Source organism: uncultured Acinetobacter sp. (assembly GCF_947626835.1).
Lineage (GTDB): Bacteria > Pseudomonadota > Gammaproteobacteria > Pseudomonadales > Moraxellaceae > Acinetobacter.
The window spans coordinates 1-20,085 of sequence record NZ_CANQTS010000041.1 but is presented as its reverse complement, the minus strand read 5'-3'; the positions used below and the strand labels follow the sequence as shown (position 1 = coordinate 20,085).

Annotated in this window: 18 protein-coding genes and 1 pseudogene; 8 read left to right on the top strand and 11 right to left on the bottom strand. The window is 42.1% G+C overall.

All coding sequences use genetic code 11. The features are described 5' to 3' along the window. Nucleotides 1–107: 107 nt before the first annotated feature. Nucleotides 108–1,628: a catalase gene (locus tag Q0Z55_RS11825; RefSeq protein WP_297428931.1), complete on the bottom strand. Its 1,521-nt coding sequence runs from the start codon at nt 1,626–1,628 to the stop codon at nt 108–110. A 416-nt stretch (nt 1,629–2,044) separates the two neighbouring features. On the opposite strand from Q0Z55_RS11825, the gene Q0Z55_RS11820 reads away from it, so the two are divergent. After that, nucleotides 2,045–2,221, top strand: a complete 177-nt coding sequence (locus Q0Z55_RS11820; protein ID WP_297428928.1) for a hypothetical protein — start codon at nt 2,045–2,047, stop codon at nt 2,219–2,221. On the opposite strand, the gene ptsP is transcribed toward Q0Z55_RS11820, so the two are convergent. After that, nucleotides 2,218–4,512 (bottom strand): phosphoenolpyruvate--protein phosphotransferase, encoded by a 2,295-nt coding sequence (ptsP, locus tag Q0Z55_RS11815; RefSeq protein WP_297428925.1) that lies wholly within the window; start codon nt 4,510–4,512, stop codon nt 2,218–2,220. The two genes, Q0Z55_RS11820 and ptsP, sit on opposite strands and share 4 nt — an antisense overlap. 87 nt (nt 4,513–4,599) lie before the next feature. Beyond that, nucleotides 4,600–5,082, bottom strand: coding sequence for an RNA pyrophosphohydrolase (locus Q0Z55_RS11810; RefSeq protein WP_297428922.1), 483 nt, complete (start codon nt 5,080–5,082; stop codon nt 4,600–4,602). Nucleotides 5,083–5,264: 182 nt separating this feature from the next. Here Q0Z55_RS11810 and Q0Z55_RS11805 point away from each other — a divergent pair, with 182 nt between their 5' ends. The 3 genes from Q0Z55_RS11805 (at nt 5,265) to Q0Z55_RS11795 (ending at nt 7,867) form a co-directional block, all read left to right on the top strand. Next, complete coding sequence (locus Q0Z55_RS11805; protein ID WP_297428920.1) at nt 5,265–5,915, top strand: HAD family hydrolase; 651 nt, start codon at nt 5,265–5,267, stop codon at nt 5,913–5,915. Between the two features lie 121 nt (nt 5,916–6,036). Continuing rightward, nucleotides 6,037–6,282, top strand: coding sequence for a DUF2789 family protein (locus Q0Z55_RS11800; protein ID WP_297428917.1), 246 nt, complete (start codon nt 6,037–6,039; stop codon nt 6,280–6,282). A 184-nt stretch (nt 6,283–6,466) separates the two neighbouring features. Next, the gene (locus Q0Z55_RS11795; protein WP_297428914.1) at nt 6,467–7,867 is read left to right on the top strand and encodes a GntP family permease; all 1,401 of its coding nucleotides are present in this window, start codon (nt 6,467–6,469) and stop codon (nt 7,865–7,867) included. A gap of 87 nt (nt 7,868–7,954) precedes the next feature. Here Q0Z55_RS11795 and ovoA read toward each other — a convergent pair whose 3' ends face one another. The 3 genes from ovoA to Q0Z55_RS11780 form a co-directional block, all read right to left on the bottom strand. Further along, nucleotides 7,955–10,072: a 5-histidylcysteine sulfoxide synthase gene (ovoA, locus tag Q0Z55_RS11790; protein ID WP_297428911.1), complete on the bottom strand. Its 2,118-nt coding sequence runs from the start codon at nt 10,070–10,072 to the stop codon at nt 7,955–7,957. Between the two features lie 90 nt (nt 10,073–10,162). After that, complete coding sequence (locus tag Q0Z55_RS11785; RefSeq protein WP_297428908.1) at nt 10,163–11,026, bottom strand: LysR family transcriptional regulator; 864 nt, start codon at nt 11,024–11,026, stop codon at nt 10,163–10,165. 205 nt (nt 11,027–11,231) lie between these two features. Beyond that, on the bottom strand, nt 11,232–11,453 hold the full coding sequence (locus tag Q0Z55_RS11780; RefSeq protein ID WP_297428905.1) for a DUF2061 domain-containing protein: 222 nt from the start codon (nt 11,451–11,453) through the stop codon (nt 11,232–11,234). Nucleotides 11,454–11,700: 247 nt separating this feature from the next. On the opposite strand from Q0Z55_RS11780, the gene leuC reads away from it, so the two are divergent. The 4 genes from leuC to leuB are packed head-to-tail and all read left to right on the top strand — an operon-like array spanning nt 11,701 to nt 15,541. Next, nucleotides 11,701–13,134: a 3-isopropylmalate dehydratase large subunit gene (gene leuC / locus Q0Z55_RS11775; RefSeq protein WP_297428902.1), complete on the top strand. Its 1,434-nt coding sequence runs from the start codon at nt 11,701–11,703 to the stop codon at nt 13,132–13,134. A 13-nt stretch (nt 13,135–13,147) separates the two neighbouring features. Next, nucleotides 13,148–13,798, top strand: a complete 651-nt coding sequence (leuD, locus tag Q0Z55_RS11770; RefSeq protein ID WP_297428899.1) for a 3-isopropylmalate dehydratase small subunit — start codon at nt 13,148–13,150, stop codon at nt 13,796–13,798. Nucleotides 13,799–13,852: 54 nt separating this feature from the next. Next, entirely contained in the window at nt 13,853–14,422 is a 570-nt protein-coding gene (locus Q0Z55_RS11765; protein WP_297428896.1) for a hypothetical protein, read from the top strand. A 39-nt stretch (nt 14,423–14,461) separates the two neighbouring features. Next, nucleotides 14,462–15,541 carry a 3-isopropylmalate dehydrogenase gene (leuB, locus tag Q0Z55_RS11760; RefSeq protein ID WP_297428893.1) on the top strand — a complete coding sequence of 360 codons (1,080 nt, stop codon included), beginning with the start codon at nt 14,462–14,464 and terminating at the stop codon, nt 15,539–15,541. A gap of 136 nt (nt 15,542–15,677) precedes the next feature. Here leuB and infA read toward each other — a convergent pair whose 3' ends face one another. The 5 genes and pseudogenes from infA to Q0Z55_RS11735 all read right to left on the bottom strand — a co-directional run. After that, entirely contained in the window at nt 15,678–15,899 is a 222-nt protein-coding gene (infA, locus tag Q0Z55_RS11755; RefSeq protein ID WP_001284370.1) for a translation initiation factor IF-1, read from the bottom strand. Between the two features lie 297 nt (nt 15,900–16,196). Continuing rightward, on the bottom strand, nt 16,197–16,994 hold the full coding sequence (truA, locus tag Q0Z55_RS11750) for a tRNA pseudouridine(38-40) synthase TruA (protein ID WP_297428886.1): 798 nt from the start codon (nt 16,992–16,994) through the stop codon (nt 16,197–16,199). Nucleotides 16,995–17,001: 7 nt separating this feature from the next. Beyond that, a complete protein-coding gene (locus Q0Z55_RS11745) occupies nt 17,002–17,976 on the bottom strand; it encodes an asparaginase domain-containing protein (RefSeq protein ID WP_297428883.1) in 975 nt (324 codons plus the stop codon). 52 nt (nt 17,977–18,028) lie between these two features. Beyond that, nucleotides 18,029–19,357, bottom strand: a complete 1,329-nt coding sequence (locus Q0Z55_RS11740; RefSeq protein ID WP_297428880.1) for a hypothetical protein — start codon at nt 19,355–19,357, stop codon at nt 18,029–18,031. A gap of 78 nt (nt 19,358–19,435) precedes the next feature. Continuing rightward, nucleotides 19,436–20,085, bottom strand: a pseudogene (locus Q0Z55_RS11735) (hypothetical protein); the annotation flags it as partial.

Below are 20,085 nucleotides of genomic sequence, written 5' to 3'. Positions count from 1 at the left end.
ATTCTTGAGAATATTTAGCCATTAAAAAGCACCCTTTAAATTAGACTGAGAGTGTCCAACTTTCGGGGTGCAGATTAAAATGGCGGTTTTTTTAGGTCACTTTAAGCTTAAAGTAAACTTGGATTACCTTGTGCAGGGTCAGTTGCACGTGCCGCTTGAGCATCTTCAACTGTTAAACCTAGAGCTTTAGCTACACCTTCGCCATAAGCTGGCTCACAGGCGTAGCAGTTACGAATATGACGATATTTAATAAAGTCTAAAGCATCGCCCATAGCAGCCGCGGTATTGTCAAACAGGGCTTGTTTTTGTTCATCATTCATGAGGTTAAACAAGGCACGTGGTTGGCTAAAGTAGTCGCTGTCGTCTTCACGATAATCCCAAAAATCGGCATCACCGGTGATTTTAAGCGGTGGTTCTTTGTACTGCGGTTGTTCTTGCCACTGATTAAAGCTGTTTGGCTCATAGTGTGGCAATGCACCATAGTTGCCATCGATACGGCCTAAACCATCACGACGGTTTGAATGGACTGGGCAACGCGGCGCATTGACAGGGATTTGTGAGTGGTTGACCCCTACACGGTAACGTGCTGCATCAGAATAGTTAAATAAACGTGCTTGCAACATACGGTCTGGTGAGAAGCTAATGCCTGGCACTAAATTGCTTGGCGCAAATACCGCTTGTTCGACATCTTGGAAATAGTTTTCAGGATTACGATTCAGCTCAAATTCACCCACTTCAATCAGTGGATAATCGCTTTTTGGCCAAACTTTGGTTAAGTCAAATGGATGATAAGGTACTTTTTCCGCATCGGTTTCTGGCATGACTTGGACGTACATGGTCCATTTCGGGAAGTCACCTTTTTCAATTGCATTAAACAAATCAGTTTGTGAGCTTTCACGATCTTTAGCAATAATCGCTTCAGCTTCAGCATCGGTTAAGTTTTTAATACCTTGTTGCGTACGCATATGGAATTTGACCCAGAAGCGTTCATTGTTGGCATTAATAAAACTAAACGTGTGACTACCAAAACCGTGCATATGGCGATAGCCATCTGGAATACCACGATCCGACATCACAATCGTGACTTGATGCAGTGCTTCTGGCAATAAGGTCCAGAAATCCCAGTTATTGGTGGCGCTACGTAAATTCGTCTTTGGATCACGTTTCACAGCTTTGTTTAAATCTGGGAATTTACGTGGATCACGTAAGAAGAATACAGGCGTGTTGTTGCCGACTAAATCCCAGTTACCTTCTTCGGTGTAAAACTTAATCGCAAAACCACGAATATCACGTTCTGCATCAGCTGCACCGCGTTCACCAGCAACTGTTGAAAAACGCACAAAAATATCGGTTTGTTTGCCAATTTCTGAGAATACTTTGGCACGTGTATATTGAGTGATGTCGTGCGTGACTTTAAATGTACCAAATGCACCTGAACCTTTGGCGTGCATACGACGCTCAGGAATCACTTCACGTACAAAATTACCCAGTTTTTCATGTAGCCATAAATCTTGTGATAATAGTGGACCGCGAGCACCTGCTGTCATACTGTTTTGGTTATCCACCACAGGGGCACCAGCATCAGTGGTCAAGTGGGTCACAGGACATTTTTTCATGTCGTTGCTCATTATCCTTACTCCCTTATTATTGTCATGGGTCGCTAAAAGTGCTTGATTGCGCTCAATCAATAACAGTTTTCATGGCCAATGACATTAAGCATTTTGTTAATTCATTTTAAAGTTGTAATGTGACAAATAGACGTCAGTCAATTAATCGCATCATCTGTGCAAAATTTCAGGCATCTATAGGTACAGCTTATACTATAAAATGTCCTTTGCACTTTGCCCAATCAGATTTTTGGTTCAAAATCAGTGATGAATCCGATAAAAACCTGAGTTTGATTTCTGAACGGATGATTAACTAAAGATGACAATATCAGATAAAAAAGATGCCTGATAGAAATAGATACAGCCCCAACTTGAAATTGGGTACTTAAGCGCTTATATAGAACTCACAGTTCAATTTTTTGATGAGGAAGCCTAACATGGCCAAGAAAAAACAGCCTGAACTCATTGTGCATAATTTTGTTGCCAAGCATATGCATGAAGTGAATAAAAGCCAAGTGTTTGTAGATCGTAAAAAAGATTTAAAACGTGGTTATCAAAAACACAAAAAAGGGAGATGCTCAAGTGACGATCTCCCTTTTTTAATGGCGGCTTAAACGCTAACCAAACGATTGGTTTTGACCATATCGGCTAAACCGTGGGTTTTAAAATAATATTCCATCCAACTTTTTACCATCAGTGGATTATTCATTTTCAGCACTTTATCGAGTAATTGTTCAGCTTCAGTCATGGGAATATGACAAATTGCTTTACGCACTCTTAAAATATTACTTGAGCTCATCGACAGGGTATTAAAGCCCATTGCCATTAGTAAAACTGCCGACAACGGATCACCTGCCATTTCCCCACATAAGCTAATCGGTTTATCGTATTTATGACATTCTTTGACTAAGCGGCTTAAAGCACGTAACACAGAGGGATGAAAATGCGAATAGACATTGGCCACGCGTGGATTGTTACGATCGACCGCCAATAAATATTGGGTTAAGTCATTGGAACCGACCGAGAAGAAATCCACCAATTCTGCAAATTCTTCGATTTGTAATAGCACGCTTGGCACTTCAACCATAATGCCAATCTTAGGCTTTTGAATTTTGACCTGTTCTTCTTCTTGTACGGCATGCCAATCACGATCAAGTAGATACAACGCTTCTTCGACTTCACTGACACTGGTCACCATTGGCAACAAAATATGTAAATTATTTAAGCCAATACTGGCTTTGAGCATGGCACGAATCTGTGCCGAGAAGATCTCAGGGTGATCTAAGGTAAAGCGAATACCTCGCCAACCTAAAGCTGAGTTTTCTTCTTCAATGGCAAAATACGGTAAGTCTTTGTCGGCACCAATATCTAAAGTCCGCATCACCACAGGTTTATTGGCAAAGTGACTCAGTTGCTGACGATAAATCGTGCGTTGCTCTTCTTCACCCGGGAAACGATCACGTAACATAAATGGAATTTCTGAGCGGTATAAACCGACGCCTTTAGCACCACGTTGTACACCACGCACTACATCAATCATTAAACCTGTATTCACGTAGAGTTTGACCGCTACACCATCAGGCGTAATAGCATCACGGGTTTCATATTGACGTAAGTCTTTGGCGATTTGTTCTTCTTCTTTTTGAATTTCTTTATAACGCGCACGTAAACGCCGTGGCGGATTAATAAACACCCGACCTTGATGCGCATCGACAATCATCTCGACATCGTCAAGGGTATTGATGGGCAGTTCAGTGACACCCACCACAGTTGGAATCCCTAAAGCACGCGCCACAATCACCATATGTGAGTTCATGGCACCTTCGGTGGTGACAATCGCAGCAATTTTATCGACAGGCAGTTCAACCAAGGCTGCGGTAGAAATTTCTTCACCAATTAAAATGCTTTCATCGGTGAGTTCACGATGGCTAGAATCGGCTTCTTGTAAAAAAGCCAACATGCGACGGCCTAAGTCTTTTAAATCAGAGACACGTTCGCGTAGGTATTCATCTTCCATTTGTGAAAATAGGGCAATGTGCTTTTCAATGACTAAACGCACCGCACCTTGTGCCCAATTGCCATCGCGAATTTGATCTTTAATTTCAGCCGGTAAGGCATTTTCATCCAGCATGCGTAAAAACACACTAAATAAAGCACGTTCCTCTGCCATTAAGGCATCTTGCATTTTTTCATCTAGCGATTCAATTTCGCTTCTGACCGCAGCAATAGCACGATCGAGCAGCTCTAATTCTTCGCTAATGTCATCGGCTTCACGATCAGGCACAGCGGCTAAATCGGCAGGCGGATATAAGATAATGGCACGCCCTAAAGCAATACCACCAGAACCAGCAACGCCTTGAAAGGTTTTATAGGCTGGTAAATTGTTGGGTTTACGAAAAACATCAATATTACCCACTGCATGGGCATGGGCAATCACGCCAGAGAGTTGCGCGCACAGCGTCACCAAAAATGATTCGGCAGCCTCGCTAAAATCTTGTTTTTCTTGGTTTTGCACCACCAAAACGCCCATGACTTTGCGGCGGTACATCACGGGTACACCTAAAAAAGAGCTATATAGTTCTTCTCCGGTTTCAGGTAAATACAAGAAACGCTCATGGCTTGGGGCATCGTGTAGATTGACGATTTCTTCGCGTTGACCGACTAAACCAACAAGGCCTTCACTGGTATTTAAAGACACATGCCCTACAGATTCAGCTTTTAAGCCTTTGGAGGCCATTAGTACATAGCGTTGATTACGCTCATCTAATAAATAAATTGAGCATACATCGACATGCATGGCTTCGGCCACTTGATTGACCATAATGTCTAAAGATTCATGCAAACTGGTGGACGCATTTATCTCTTGTACAATGCGTCGTAAGGTATCCAGTTGCATGTTTGACATAAAGGTAACTCCCAATCCAAAGGGGTAAAAGATCAATTGTATTTATAACAAGAGTGACCTAAAAAATCTGCATGTGGTACAGATTTTTTAGCTTTTCTCAACCGGCAACTGCTGACACAGTTCAACCATGGCTTTACGATAAACGTCGCGTTTAAAATTCACGACTTGACCAAGCGGATACCAATAACTGACCCATTGCCATTGATCAAATTCAGGAGGATCGGACAGATTCAACTGAATATGTTGTACAGAGGCAGTCAGTTTAAGTAAAAACCACTTTTGTTTTTGACCAATACAGACCGGGTCAGAGTCTGTTCGGATATACCGATGTGGCAAACGATAACGCAGCCAACCTTTTGTTTGCGCAATAATCTGGACGTGTTCGGGCAGTAAGCCAACTTCTTCTCTTAGCTCACGATAAAGTGCTTGCTCCGGGGTTTCTCCATGTTGGATACCACCTTGTGGAAATTGCCATGCATTGTGACCAATGCGTTTTGCCCATAAAACTTGTCCAGAATCGTTTGCCAAAATGATCCCGACATTGGGTCGGAAACCTTCAGAGTCGATCATTTGGCTACCTAAAAAATGTGTAAATTATATCTTTGCCTTCGGGGATTGTTATTTCTGTGTCCATCACGAAAAAAGCAAAGTTTAAAAATGTTAAAACTGCTATGATCTTAACGAATTTCTATCGACTAGCCGAGATAGATTTACATTTTTTTTCTTAAATTTCAGCTTTTACGAGTATTTTCATGAAATTGGCACTGTTTGATCTCGACCATACCTTACTTAACACAGATTCAGACCACTCATGGGGTGAATTTTTGGTAAATGAAGGTTTAGTTGACCCAATTCGTCATCGTGCCATGAATGATAAGTTCTATGAAGATTATAAAGCCGGTCAACTTGACCCGATTGCCTATAACGAATTTGTTTTTGAGTTTTTAACTCAGCATGATCAAGCCTATTTAAGCGAACTGCATGAACTGTTTATGCAAAAGGTGATTCGTGCTCAAATGCGTCCTGAAGGTTTTAAAGCCATTCAACGTCATATGGATGCAGGGCATCAGTTGGTGGGGATTACCGCAACCTCTGATTTTATTACTGCGCCGATCTTCCGTGAATTTGGCATTACTGAAATTATTGCCACCAATGCTGAAGTGGTCGATGGTCAATACACCGGTAAAGTGATTAATATTCCATGTTACCAACAAGGTAAATTGGCGCGTTTAGATCAATGGCTGGCAGGACGTGAGGTTACAGAATCTTGGGCCTATTCAGATTCAATCAATGATCGTTTTTTACTTGAATATGCCGATCACGCCATTGCTGTGAATCCTGACGATCGTTTAGAAAAATTGGCACAAGAACAAAGTTGGGAGATTCAAGATTGGTCCATCTAAGCTAATCTTGATTTCAATCAAAAGCACTCAAAATGAGTGCTTTTTTATATTTTAATACCGCAATGCCTAAAAATTGCGTATGCTAAATCTGCCTTAATAAAACAACAACAAGGAACATAAGATGACACAGGTACGTCCACGCATGACGCATTTATTTGAGCAACTCGGGCTAGACAGCTCAGAACAGGCGATTCAACTGTTTATCAGTACGCATCAGTTACCGGCTGCCACCAAAATCACCGAAGCGGATTATTGGAGTGATGGGCAGCGGCAATTTTTAGCAGAAAAAATCAAATCCGATGGGGAATGGGCCATCATCGTTGATCAACTCAACGAAGCATTACATGAAGATTCCTTAACCCAATAAGCCTGCAATGCTTAAGCCATTTACCCACCTTATGGGTTAGGTGGGTAAAGCATTATTTAAAACAAAAAATTAACTTGGGTCATGGCCTGAGCATTAAGCTGATATTGGCTCAAATGAGCAGTAGTGATTTTAAGTTTTTATAAAAAAGTTACGGATAACAACAAATATATACCAAGGAGAACATATGGGTACTTTAGCAATTATTATCTCATTGGCATTGCTGATGTTTTTTGCCTATCGGGGTGTGTCTGTATTGATTTTGGCACCGATTATGGCAGCAGTTGCCATTTTGCTGTCAGGTGACATGATCTACATGATCTACATGATGCCGCAATACACCGAAACCTTTATGGCAGCTTTAGGCGGCTATATTTTAAAATTCTTTCCTATTTTTTTATTGGGTGCTTTATTTGGCCAACTCATGGTGGATTCAGGTTCAGCTTCCAGTATTTCAAATTGGATTATGGAAAAACTAGGCCATAAGCGTGCCATTTTAACCGTAGTTTTAGCATGTGGTGTACTCACCTACGGTGGGGTGTCGTTATTTGTGGTGGCCTTTGCAATTTACCCGATTGCTAAGTCGATGTTTCAAGCAGCCAATATTCCAAAACGCTTAATTCCAGGTGCAATTGCTTTAGGCTCATTTACTTTTACTATGACTGCTTTACCCGGTACACCCTCAATTCAAAATGCCATTCCTATTCCATTTTTTGGCACTAACGTGTTTGCAGCTCCCGGTATTGGGATGATTGCGGCTTTGATCATGTTTGCTTTAGGCTGTATGTGGTTACAAAGCCGTGCCAATAAAGCGCATAAAAATGGTGAGGGTTATGGTGTTGATACCCAAGAAAGTGAGCACTTGCAAGATGGCGTGACCTCTCAAGGTCAAATGCCGGTATTTTTGGCATTTTTACCCTTGCTGCTAGTAATTGGCGTAAATGCACTGTTTACCTACATTCTTTTTCCAAATATGGATTTGAGTGCATTGCAAGCGATGTATCCAAAATTAGATCCAGCCAAGCAAACTGGTCTTTGGGCATTGGTCATTGCTTTGGTTGTGGCGTGTTTAAGCTTGATTTTATTGCGCTTGGGCAAATGGAATAATTTAAAAGAAACCGTGAACAAAGGTGCTTTAGGTTCAATGTTGCCGATTTTTAATACCGCCTCTGAGGTAGGATATGGCGCAGTGATTGCATCATTAGCAGGCTTTGTGATTATCCGTGACATGGTTTTAAATGTATCCAGTAATCCATTAATCTCTGAAGCGATTGCCATGAATATTTTGGCAGGGATCACAGGTTCTTCATCTGGCGGTATGTCGATTGCTTTATCTACGTTAGGTGCGGATTACTTAGCGATGGCCAATGCTGCGGGAATTAGTCCAGAATTATTACATCGTATTGCCGCTTTGGCCGCAGGCTGTTTAGATACCTTACCGCATTCAGGGGCAATTATTACCTTACTGTCTATTTGTGGCATGACCCATAAACAGTCTTACGGCAATATCGTAATGTGTACAGTATTAATTCCAATGATTGCACTGACTGTAGCGATTACCTTAGGCACATTATTTGGCTCATTTTAAAAGGGCTGATGCGTATTAAGTGAGGTTTAATCAATTCTCAGAACAATATCAGATATAAAAAAGCGCCTAAACTGGCGCTTTTTTTGATTAATATTTACGTCGCCAAAGAGTGACTTCACTTAAACTATGTTGGAATTTACGCTGTGTTTCACGAATCACAAATTCTACATGGCAAGGTGCCTCGATCATCTCAAAATGTGGGGCGAGTAAAACTTTAAGCCCATCAAGTGTGGTAAATTTCTCAGCATTTTGTTTAAAGCCACCAACCCATTCGCTCCTTGGGGTATGTTCGGTCAGCCACGTATAAGGAGAGGTCAGCATCAATACACCGCCGATATTTAAACGACGATGAATGTCATTTAAAAAGTCTTGAGGATGGTGTAAACGATCAATTAAATTGGACGCCAAGATAAAATCATAAGCGCTAAATTCTGCTTTTAGATTACACGCATCGCCTTGGAAAAAGCTCACTTTATCTGCCACAGCATCAAGTTTAAAGTCAGCCAAATGGCAGGCTTTATGCTCCACCAACTCGCCTTCTACCGTCATGCTGTAATGAATGGTTTTCTGCTCGGCCAATTGCACACCGTGCTGAATAAAGCGGGCTGAGAAATCAATGCCAGTGACTTGATCAAAATAACGCGCTAGCTCAAAACTTGCTCGCCCTGTGGCACAGCCTAAATCTAAAGCCTTATGCTTGTTCAAATCGGGTAATTGCTGTATGGCCAGCTCGACTAGGCTTTTGGCAAAGTTGGCCACGCCAAAGTAAGATTCACCATATTGAAATTCTAAATATTCAGCTGCAAGCTTGTCGGTTTCATAATGTGAACGAACTGGATTAAGATCAGTTTCTGCCACCACATAACGAAAGCCAGCATGTTGGAAAAAATGCCGACGAAAAGCATAACGTGCCGAATGTAAAATCTCATTGCCGCTGGAAATCCATGAGCCGCCTTTAATCACATGATGTTCACCATCAAAGGTCGGGGTGGTAAAGTCATCATAAAGTGGATGTACCTGAAAACCATCAAAGGGATAGATCGGGGTTTCAGTCCATTGCCAGACGTTGCCTTGTACATCATAAAATTCGCCGTGAATAAAATGATCTACTGGACAAGAAGAGGCGGCCAAATTTAATTGTAGATTGGCGTATTGCTGTATCTGTTCTGGACTTAAATGGGTGTTTTGGTACAGGGCATACCATTCATCTTCACTGGGCAAGCGTACCTTCTCCCCAGTGATTTTACTCTTCCAATTACAAAAGGCTTTAGCTTCATGGAAGTTAATCTCAACAGGCCAGTTCCAAGGCATGGTGACCACATCGGTCATTAAACGCAATTGCCAACCTTGGGCTGAAGCGAGCCAAAATGTCGGGTGCTTCGCTTGTGAAAATTCAAGCCATGCTTGTCCCTCTGTGCTCCAAAGTTTGGGCTGGGTATAGCCATCATCTTCCACAAAGCCTAAAAATTCTTGATTACTGACCAAATAGCGACTGGCTGCAAAGGCTTTGACATGCACTTTATGCACGCCATATTCATTATCCCAACCATAAAAAGGATTGGCATGGGTTTTATATAAACATACATCGGTGGGAGGCACACTGACTAAACTATTTAAAGGGGCTTGTGCATGCTGGGTATAAGGGCGCCATTGAGGATGCGATAATACATATTCTAAGTGTTGTTGGCGAATTAACACCGATGAGGTTTCTAAGTGAATACGTTCATGTTCAATCGCCATCATGACTGCCCACCACGGATGTTGCCAATTAATCGGGGCTTGCAAAGGCTGTGTGTCTATAAAGTGAAGGACTAAGGCTTTAACTTTTTGCCGATAGGCATGCACCGCTTGTATGCTTGGCCACTCATAATGACGATCGTCTAGATCATCCCAGCTCATTTCATCGACCCCAATGGCAAATAGGGCTTCAAAATGTGGATCAACTCGCTCAGGGATTAATTTGGCCAGCAGTAATTTATTGACAAAAAAAGTTGCTGTATGACCGTAGTAAAAAATCAAAGGGTGACGTAGTGCAATGGCTTTGTGATAAAAACCTTGTTCAGTTAAACATTCAAATAAAGACTCATAACAGCTAAAGGTTTGTAAAAAATAATTTTTAATATCTTGGCGTAATTGTTCTGCATCGTGTTGTTGTAAATTGGGCGATGAATCAAGTGACAACGGCGGCTTGAGTGTATGGTGCATAAATTGCCCCTATTTTTGTTATTAAAAAAGACCAGCCTTGGCTGATCTTTTACTCTACGTGAAGTCATTTTTATTGTATATAAACAAATGTTACTCAGCCTGCATAGAACTGACCAAGGCTTGCGCGGCTTTAGACTGACTACGTCCGGGATGCCACACCATACCTAATTGACGATGCATCTCAAGATTAATGTCTAATTGTTGTAGTTCGTGACTAACCATGGTTTTAGGTAATACCGACCAACCTAAGCCAATGGATACCAACATACGAATCGACTCAAGCGGGTTATTGCTCATGGTGACTTTAGGCTTCACGCCTTGCTTTTCAAATTCAGCCAAGGTGATTTGTGAGGTATAGGTCTGTGCAGCAGGCAACAAACTTGGATAATCAATTAAATCATGCAGGGTTAAGTTGTGTGCCTGTGCCAAGGGATGAAAAGGCGCTGCCACAAACACCAATGGATCATCCCAAAGGGTGATGTATTTTAAACGTGCATCTAGTTGTGGCGGTAAAGTTAAAAATGCCAATTCTAGGTCGCCCGCCAAAACTTGCTCATGGGCTTGCTCTGAATCCACAAAACGTACATCTAAGCGCACGTTTGGATAATCTTGTGCATAGCGACGTAAATGATGCGGAATATGATGTAAGCCAATATGATGACTGGTGCCAAGCTTGAGTTTGCCTTGCACTTCATTTTGTTCGTGGCTTAAAGTGTGATGAATATCCCCAAGCTCATTGAGCCAATTTTTGACTTTCGGCAACAAAGAATGGGCAGCATGGGTGGCTTGTACACCGCGACCTGCCGACTCAAACAGTTTAACGCCAAAATATTCCTCTAAACTATGAATGCGTTTAGTGACAGCAGGTTGGGTAATAAACAGCTGATCGGCTGCCATCGAAATCGAACCCATTTCCATCACTTTGACAAAGGCTTCAAAGGCTGCAAGATTCATAAGCGCTCATCCATAAAGTTTTTTTATGCGTATTTCATTATTTATAAGTTTTTATATTTAAGCAAAGAAAAAATCGCAAAATTGCATCAAAATATAACCGCTTGTTTAACAATTAGACAAGCCCAGTTGTAAGATCTGCCCAATCAGACATAAAAAAGACCACCTTTGAAAGGTGGTCTGAGCAGGAGCAGCATAGACTTTAAACTTAAGGGCTGACTTGCTGTTTTTTCTCCCAGACGCGCTCATGGAAAAAGTAAGCCACGGCTTGAATGGTTGGCTCTAAGATACTTAAGGTCATAGCCATCCAAATGCTACCGGTCACAAAGTAACCTACCAATAGCGCCACTGTAATATGCATAATGTAGTAACTTAAGGTTTTTTTAAACATACGTTGATTTTGATCAACAAAGTGTTGGATATGTGCCATTGAACTGCTCCTGATTGCTTATCTTGTGCTGATAGAGACATCATAAAGCCCAGACTTTAATTTGTAAAAACGAATATATTTTTAAATTTAATCGTAAAATTGAATGAATAAATTAAGATTTGATGGCCAAATAATCTATTAAAAAAAGTTTCTGAATTAATAAAAATGATAAATTAGATTTATGTGATTAGCTGTTTATAATCATTTTTAATATAGAAATTTACCCAGTCCAGTGGAGCATATCGACATGGCAGGCGAAACCCAACAAGCAAAAACATTGTATGACAAATTATGGGATGACCATCTAGTAAAACAACGAGATGATGGCTCTGCATTACTTTATATTGACCGTCATTTATTACATGAAGTGACTTCTCCGCAAGCCTTTGAAGGTTTACAACTTGCTGGACGTACACCTTGGCGTTTAAGTGCCAACGTGGCAACCCCTGACCATAACGTACCAACCTCTAAAAAAGAGCGTTCTGAGGGTATCTCAGGCATTGAAGATGATACGTCACGTATTCAAGTACAAACTTTAGATGACAACTGTAAAACCTTTGATGTCGTACAGTTTGACATTAACGATGTACGTCAAGGCATTGCACATGTTGTAGGTCCTGAGCAAGGTTTAACGTTGCCGGGTATGACCGTGGTGTGTGGTGACTCACATACAGCAACGCATGGTGCTTTTGGTTGCTTGGCACACGGTATTGGTACATCAGAAGTTGAACATGTATTGGCAACCCAATGCTTAGTTCAAAAGAAAATGAAAAACATGTTGGTGCGTGTTGACGGTAAATTGGGTCAAGGCGTCACACCAAAAGACGTGGTTTTAGCCATTGTTGGTAAAATCGGTACCGCAGGCGGTACAGGTCATGCCATTGAATTTGGTGGCCAAGTGTTCCGTGATATGTCGATCGAAGGTCGTATGACCGTATGTAACATGGCGATTGAAGGTGGCGCGCGTGTTGGTATGGTGGCTGTAGATGAAAAAACCATTGAATACGTTAAAGATCGTCCATATGCGCCAAAAGGCGAGCAATGGGATCAAGCGGTAGAGTATTGGAATACTTTACATTCTGATGAAGGCGCACACTTTGATACGGTTGTGGTATTACAAGGTGAAGAGATTGAGCCACAAGTGTCTTGGGGAACGTCGCCTGAGATGGTAATTCCTGTATCTCAAGCAGTACCGACATTAGAACAAGCCAAAGATGACGTACAACGTAACGACTGGACACGTGCATATCAATATATGGGCTTAACCGCAGGTCAAGCCTTAGCTGATATTCAATTAGACCGTGTATTTATTGGTTCGTGTACTAACTCACGTATTGAAGATATTCGTGAAGCTGCCAAAGTCGCTCAAGGCAAAAAAGTGGCTTCTACCATTAAACAAGCCATGGTGGTTCCAGGTTCTGGTTTAGTCAAAGCACAAGCAGAAGCTGAAGGCTTAGATAAAATTTTAATTGAAGCAGGTTTTGAATGGCGTGAGCCGGGCTGTTCAATGTGTTTAGCCATGAACGCAGATAAGTTACAACCGGGTGAGCATTGTGCTTCAACCTCAAACCGTAACTTTGAAGGTCGTCAGGGCAATGGCGGTCGTACGCACTTGGTCAGTCCTGCTATGGCAGCCGCAGCAGCAATTGCCGGTCACTTTGTTGACGTACGTACATTCTAATAGGAGCAAGACAATGAAAAAATATACCGTTGAACAAGGTATCGTTGCACCATTAGATCGTGCCAACGTTGATACCGATTTGATCATTCCAAAACAGTTTTTAAAGTCGATCAAACGTACTGGTTTTGGCGAAAACTTATTTGATGAATTACGTTATTTAGATGAAGGCTATTTAGGTTTAGATAACTCAAAACGTCCTTTAAACCCAGATTTCGCGTTAAACCAAGCACGTTACCAAGGTGCATCGATCTTGATCTCACGTGCCAACTTTGGTTGTGGTTCAAGCCGTGAACATGCGCCGTGGGCGTTGGAAGAATACGGTTTCCGTACCGTGATTGCGCCAAGCTATGCCGACATCTTCTTTAATAACAGCTTTAAAAACGGCATGTTACCAGTGATCCTATCTGAAGAGATTGTCGATCAGTTATTTAAAGAATGTTTTGCAACTGAAGGCTATCAATTAACGATTGATTTAGAAGCGCAAGAAGTACGTACACCAAATGGTGAAAGCTTTAAATTTGAAGTTGATCCATTCCGTAAACACTGCTTACTCAATGGTTTAGATGATATTGGTTTAACTTTACAAGCCAGCGATGACATTCGCGCTTATGAAGAAAAAACCAAAGCGGCACGTCCTTGGGTATTTAACGAGATTCGTGGTTAAAGCCATAGCATAGATTGTGAAGTCTTGCTAACATTTTGCCAAGATTGCAAAGGCATGAGTGGCAAAATGAAAAAAATATGCTTGGTTGGTGCACTGAGTACAGTAATGTTGCTCAGTGCCTGCCAATTTGTGGATACAGCACAGATTAAACATGTGCCTTTGAGTAAAGATGAACCTAATAATGCCTTGATTTATTGTTCAGGGACGACCCATTGTGAATTTGAGCGCTTGAACGCCATTCATATCATGGACAGCGACAAAGGCAAGATTTATCGCCAAGCTATTTCGGCCAATATTTTACGTTTACAACAACGTCATGTCGGTCAAAACAATGCTTTGTATTTGTCGGTTGCGCCTGGTCAACATGAATTGGTGCTACGTTTTTACCCAGTATCCAAAAATAAAGCAGAAAAATTGCATCTGATTCATCGCTTTAAAGCCAAGACACGTTATACCTTACATATGTATCGGCAGCGTAGTACCAGCTCGGGTAGCCTATTAAACACCTCAGCACCCGATCCGTTGTGTGTCGATTTAAAGCAAGCAGAAAAGACCATCCGTCGTTTTTGTAAACCTTATAATGCCCTCACTGGCCTTGGCGAGTTTGTGGAACGAAAACTTTAATACGACCAAGTGCTTGGTCATTGATCAATGGAATATCTCATGTCAAAACATATTTTGATTTTAGCTGGTGACGGCATTGGCCCTGAAATTGTAAAAGCGGCTGAACAAGTATTAACGACGGTTAACAAAAAATTTGCACTCGGTTTGACGTGGGAACAAGGTTTATTGGGCGGTGCGGCAATTGATGCCCACGGTGCGCCATACCCAGACGTGACCTCTGAACAAGCAAAACGTGCTGACGCAATTTTACTAGGTGCTGTAGGTGGTCCTAAGTGGGACACCATTGAACGTTCAATTCGTCCAGAGCGTGGCTTACTTAAATTACGCTCAGAACTTAATTTATTTGCTAACCTACGTCCTGCAATTTTGTACCCACAACTTGCTGATGCTTCAAGCCTAAAACCTGAAATCGTGGCAGGTTTAGATATTTTAATCGTACGTGAATTAACCGGTGGTATCTACTTTGGTCAACCACGTGGTATTCGTGAATTAGAAAACGGTGAAAAACAAGGTTTTAACACTGACATCTATAGCGAATCTGAAATCAAGCGTATTGCAAAAGTGGCATTTGAACTTGCAGGCTTACGTGGCGGTAAAGTATGTTCAGTCGATAAAGCCAACGTACTTGAAGTGACTGAGCTTTGGAAACAAACCGTAACGGCTATGCACCAAGCAGATTATCCACAAGTTGAATTGTCACATATGTATGTAGACAATGCCGCTATGCAGTTAGTACGTGCACCTAAGCAATTTGACGTGATTGTAACCTCTAACTTGTTTGGCGATATCTTGTCTGACGAAGCAGCAATGTTAACCGGTTCAATTGGTATGTTGCCATCTGCATCTTTAGATGAGCAAGGTAAAGGTATGTATGAGCCTTGCCATGGCTCAGCGCCAGACATCGCAGGTCAAAACATTGCTAACCCACTTGCAACGATTCTGTCAGTTGCCATGATGTTGCGTTATACATTCCGTGAAGAAGCAGCAGCTAAAGCGATTGAAGATGCAGTAGGTCAAGTGTTAGATCAAGGCTTACGTACTGCTGACATCATGTCTGAAGGTATGAACAAAGTAGGTACAGTTGAAATGGGTCAAGCTGTCGTTGCAGCATTGAACTAAGTTTTAACTGAGCTTAAAAAGACGCAGCTTAAGGCTGCGTTTTTTATGTGAGCAAGTTAAGCGCTGACGTTTGAGTGCTTGAATTGGCATAAAAAAAGCCACTTTTAAAGAAGTGGCTTTTTGCTTACGCTAAAACTTAGCGTGCACGATAAGTGATACGACCCTTAGTCAAATCATAAGGTGTCATTTCTACTTTTACACTGTCGCCAGTCAAAATGCGGATATAGTGTTTGCGCATTTTACCAGAAATGTGGGCAATCACTTCGTGACCGTTCTCTAATCGTACACGGAACATAGTATTAGGAAGCGTCTCGGTGACAACGCCTTCGAACTCGATGAGTTCCTCTTTATTGGCCATAGCCTACCTGAATGAATAAATTGGAAAGGCGCAAATTATAGTCAATTTTTTTGTGAAATACAAGGTGGGCAGGGCCCACTAGTCGTTTAGGTGAGAGTAAAATAAGCGAACGCGCACTTGAGCAGGCACAGCAGAAAATCAAATTTACCATAGCAGCGCTTTGTACTTTGCAAAGTGCAAGGCAACTTTGCTAAAGCGCAAAATATGACATCGAAGCATTGGCTTTTAAGCTATGTTGTCACATTAGTTTGGGTATTATTTTTGCCTTAAAACTAAGTTTTGCATGATGTCTAGATTTTATTCCGGCATATTTAACCAATGTGGTCCAAGCGGCAGATGAGGCAGTTCAAATTCGCTTGGATAATCGGCATGAATAAAATACAAGCCATCGGGTGGTGCGGTAATGCCGGCAGCACTACGATCTTGAGCTGCAAAAATGGCATCAATATGCTCCAGCTCATACATGCCTTGCCCAATTTCAAGTAAGCAGCCCATGATATTACGCACCATGTGATGTAAAAAACCATCGGCTTGAATATCCAGTACCAAATAGCAGCCATGTTGAATTAAACGACAATGTTTGACATGACGTATAGGTTGATTAGATTGACATGCAGCAGCACGGAAACTTTCAAAGTTATGCGTGCCCTCAAACTTTTTCGCGGCTTCCATCATCTTAGCCACATCTAAAGGTTGATAGATATGCGTCACTTGTTTATGTAGCAAAGCAGGGCGCATAGGATTGTTGTACACCACATAACGATAACGACGTGCCTTAGCCTTAAAACGTGCATGGAAACTTGCATCCATTTCTTTAATCCATTGGATCGCGATGTCTTTAGGCAACTGACTGTTGGCACCCATTAACCATCCACGTAACGGGCGGATGGCTGTGGTATCAAAATGTGCCACCATATTGGTGGCATGTACACCAGCATCGGTGCGTCCTGCACCGTGTAGCACAATTGGCTCATTGGCAATTTTACTTAAAACTTGCTCAATGGTTTCTTGCAAGCTCACAACGCCTGCTTGCTGGGTTTGCCAGCCTCGATACTGCATCCCACAAAACTCAATACCGACGGCAAAACGTTGCATAGTGACCTCAAATGCTGGTGAATTCATGCCAATGAGCAAGGCGCTCATCGAGTGTGGCATATTGTAAATAGATTTTAAGCGCTTTTGCATAAAGATCTGCGTGGCTGGCACAATCACTGATTAAAATCTTGGCATGCGTGGTCCATGCCGAAACAGCATAGCGCTGATCTAAGCCACCAAAAGGTACTTGCGAGGTTAACAGGGTTAAACATCCAGCTTGATACAAATCATGTAAGACTTCAATCAAGCTGTCATCGGCATGTAAATTGCCAATCCCAAAGCCTTGTAAAATTAAAACGTCGGGCGCATCTTGGCACAGTTGTTTAAGTTGTATCACCTGTTGAGTCATGCTTAATGGCTGCCACATGATATTTAAACACCGAAAAGCATCGGCACATGCTAAATCACGCGCAGTGATGTGATATGGCTGGTGTGTTTGCTTAAAGTCCATGTGTGCATGCAGACCTGCAAAGGCATTTAAAGCGGTGCTGTGCTGCTTTAACACGCTTTGTGCATGAAAGATGTGCTGGTCAAAAGCAACATACACGCCAGCTTCAAGTTGCTTAACTTGCGATAATGCTAAATTCAGATTATCTAAGGCATCACTGTGTTCACGCAAGGCACTGCCTTGGGCAGTGAGCAGAGGATATTGACTGCCTGTCACCACCATATTCACTGATTGGGCTAAAAAGCGCGCTAAAACTGCCGCGGCGTAGCTTAAGGTGTCTGTACCATGAATTAAGACAAAATGCTGATAGCCTTGTAATTGTAGGGTCTGTATATAAGCAACCAGTTCAAGCCAATCTCTTGGTGTGCAAGCACTACTGTCTTTAATCACGGGTGCAATCAAGCAATCAATATCAAGTGCAGGCTCTAGAATGTTTTGTAACTGAGGTAAAAACTGTGCAGCAGGCATGGGACTAAGGGGTTGACCGACACAACCAAAGGTACCGCCCATATAAATTAACGCAATTTTTTTCATATAAAAAAAGCAGCCAAGGATGACTGCTTTATCTTAGTGCTAAATAGATCACTTAGGCGATTTTATTTCGCAGGCTTTGCGCAATTTGACGTTGTTGATCGTTATAACTCGCTTCATGTTCAGCAAGCACACTGCTTGCATCTGAATAAGCACCTAAGCGTACATATTCAGCGGCAAGTTTTAAGTTCAAATCAGTTTCACTCACTTGTGCTAACTCTGGGAAGAGTTGTAACAGTGGGTCTTGAGTATTCACAGGCGCTTGGGCAGGAGGTGTAGCAACAGGTGTGGCTTTGACTTCCGTTGGTGCTTCAAATTTAAAGTCAAAATCTTGAGCTTCAACTTTTGCTACAGGTGCTTCAAGCGGCGCTGGTGTTGGCTGTTGTAGATTAAAATCAAATTCAGTTTTGTCTGCTTTTGATGGTTCAAGATTAAACTCAAGTGCCTGCTCAGGTTGAGCTTTCGCTGCACTGTCTAAATTAAACTCAAGTTCAGTTTTAGCAGATTGCGTTGGGGCTGCATCAAGATTAAATTCAAGCTCGGATTTTTGCGTGCTTGGCGTTTGATCTAAACTAAACTCAAGCGCTTGTGCTTTTGACTCAACCACAGGCTCTGCTGGCGCTGCACTTTGATCCAAAGTAAAAGCAAAGTCTAACGGTTTGACGTCTTGTTGAGCTGGTTCAACTACAGGTGCACTAAACTCAAGCGGTGTCGGTTCATTTTTTTCAGTGGTAGTGCTTGTAACAGTAAAATCAAGCGGTTTAGCGACATTTGTAGCAGGTGCTGCTTCAGTTTTTGGTGCAAATTCAAGTGGAGCTTGTGCTACAGGTTTAACTTCTTCTTGTTGTAATTGATCAAAAGACAATGAGCTTGCAGCCAGCTTAGCCGCTTGGCTATCGGCTTTGGCCTGGGCTTCTTCGGCAAGACGTGCTTCGTGCGCAACGCGTTTATCTTGTGCTTGTTGCACAATATCATCGAGCTGCAATGAGCGTAAATGGGTAAACAATTGATTAATCGCAAACTCATCATTTTGTAGCAAATGTAAGTCAAGCAGCATGAGATACAATTCATGCTGGGTATTGTCACGATTTAAAGCTTGGTTAATTTGTGCTTCTGCTGCAAAGTAATTGCCATCACGCATCTGATTTTCAATGTGACGACGCAATTCAGGTGCCAGTGGGGTGCGCTCTTGGCGCGCCGCTGTTTTAGGTTCAGCTTGAACAACCACAGGTGTTTCAACCACCTCTGCGCTGGGTGTGCTCACCGTTTTCGCTTTAGCCGCCGTGTTTTTTTTGGTTGGTTCTGCTTTTTGATTGTCTTGGCGCTTTTTTAAAACAATGGCGACAACCAATAAAAGAATAAATGGAAGCACATATAACAGCATATTGATTAACCCCTTGTGGCGAGCATATTGGTTGGCTCAAACCCACGCAAAAAATCGTTGTGGTAACACGTTAGTTGATCATTTTTTCTGTACTTGTTGCGCTTTAAGTTGCTGTTGCAATTGCGCCAAACGAGTATTTAGTAATTGAATTCTATGATCCTTTTGCTTAAGCATCTGATCGAGGTGTGTTACGTTTCTTTGTAATTTAACGCTTTTTTCACGCGATGTCATAACTTTTAATGCTAACTGCTGCGAGCTTTTTGTAGTTTGTGTGCTTTTTTTCGCGGAACCTTGTGCAGAATCTGCTTGCTTCTCGGCAACGAGGCTCATTTGCGCCTCATTTAAACGATATTTTGCCTTGCCCGATTGTTTACTTGCCACAACAGGTAGGTCTTTTGTACTCACCCCTTTTGGCTGAACATGGGCTACTTCTAGGTTTAAATCGAGTACTGCACCACGACGTAGCCTATTGCGATCGCCTGCGATAAAGGCATGCGGGTTTTGGTTATGAATGTCTTGCATAACTTCAGAGGTAGAGCGTTGTTGCTGTTTGGCAATTTGTGCTGAGATAGACCACAAAGATTCATTATTTTGCACTGTATGTTTTTGAGTGCTGCTCGTTGCAGATGAGCTAATTGTAGTGTTGGCTTGAGAAGCAGAAGCAGAAGCAGAAGCAGAAGCAGAAGCAGAAGCAGAAGCAGAAGCAGAAGCAGAAGCAGAAGCAGAAG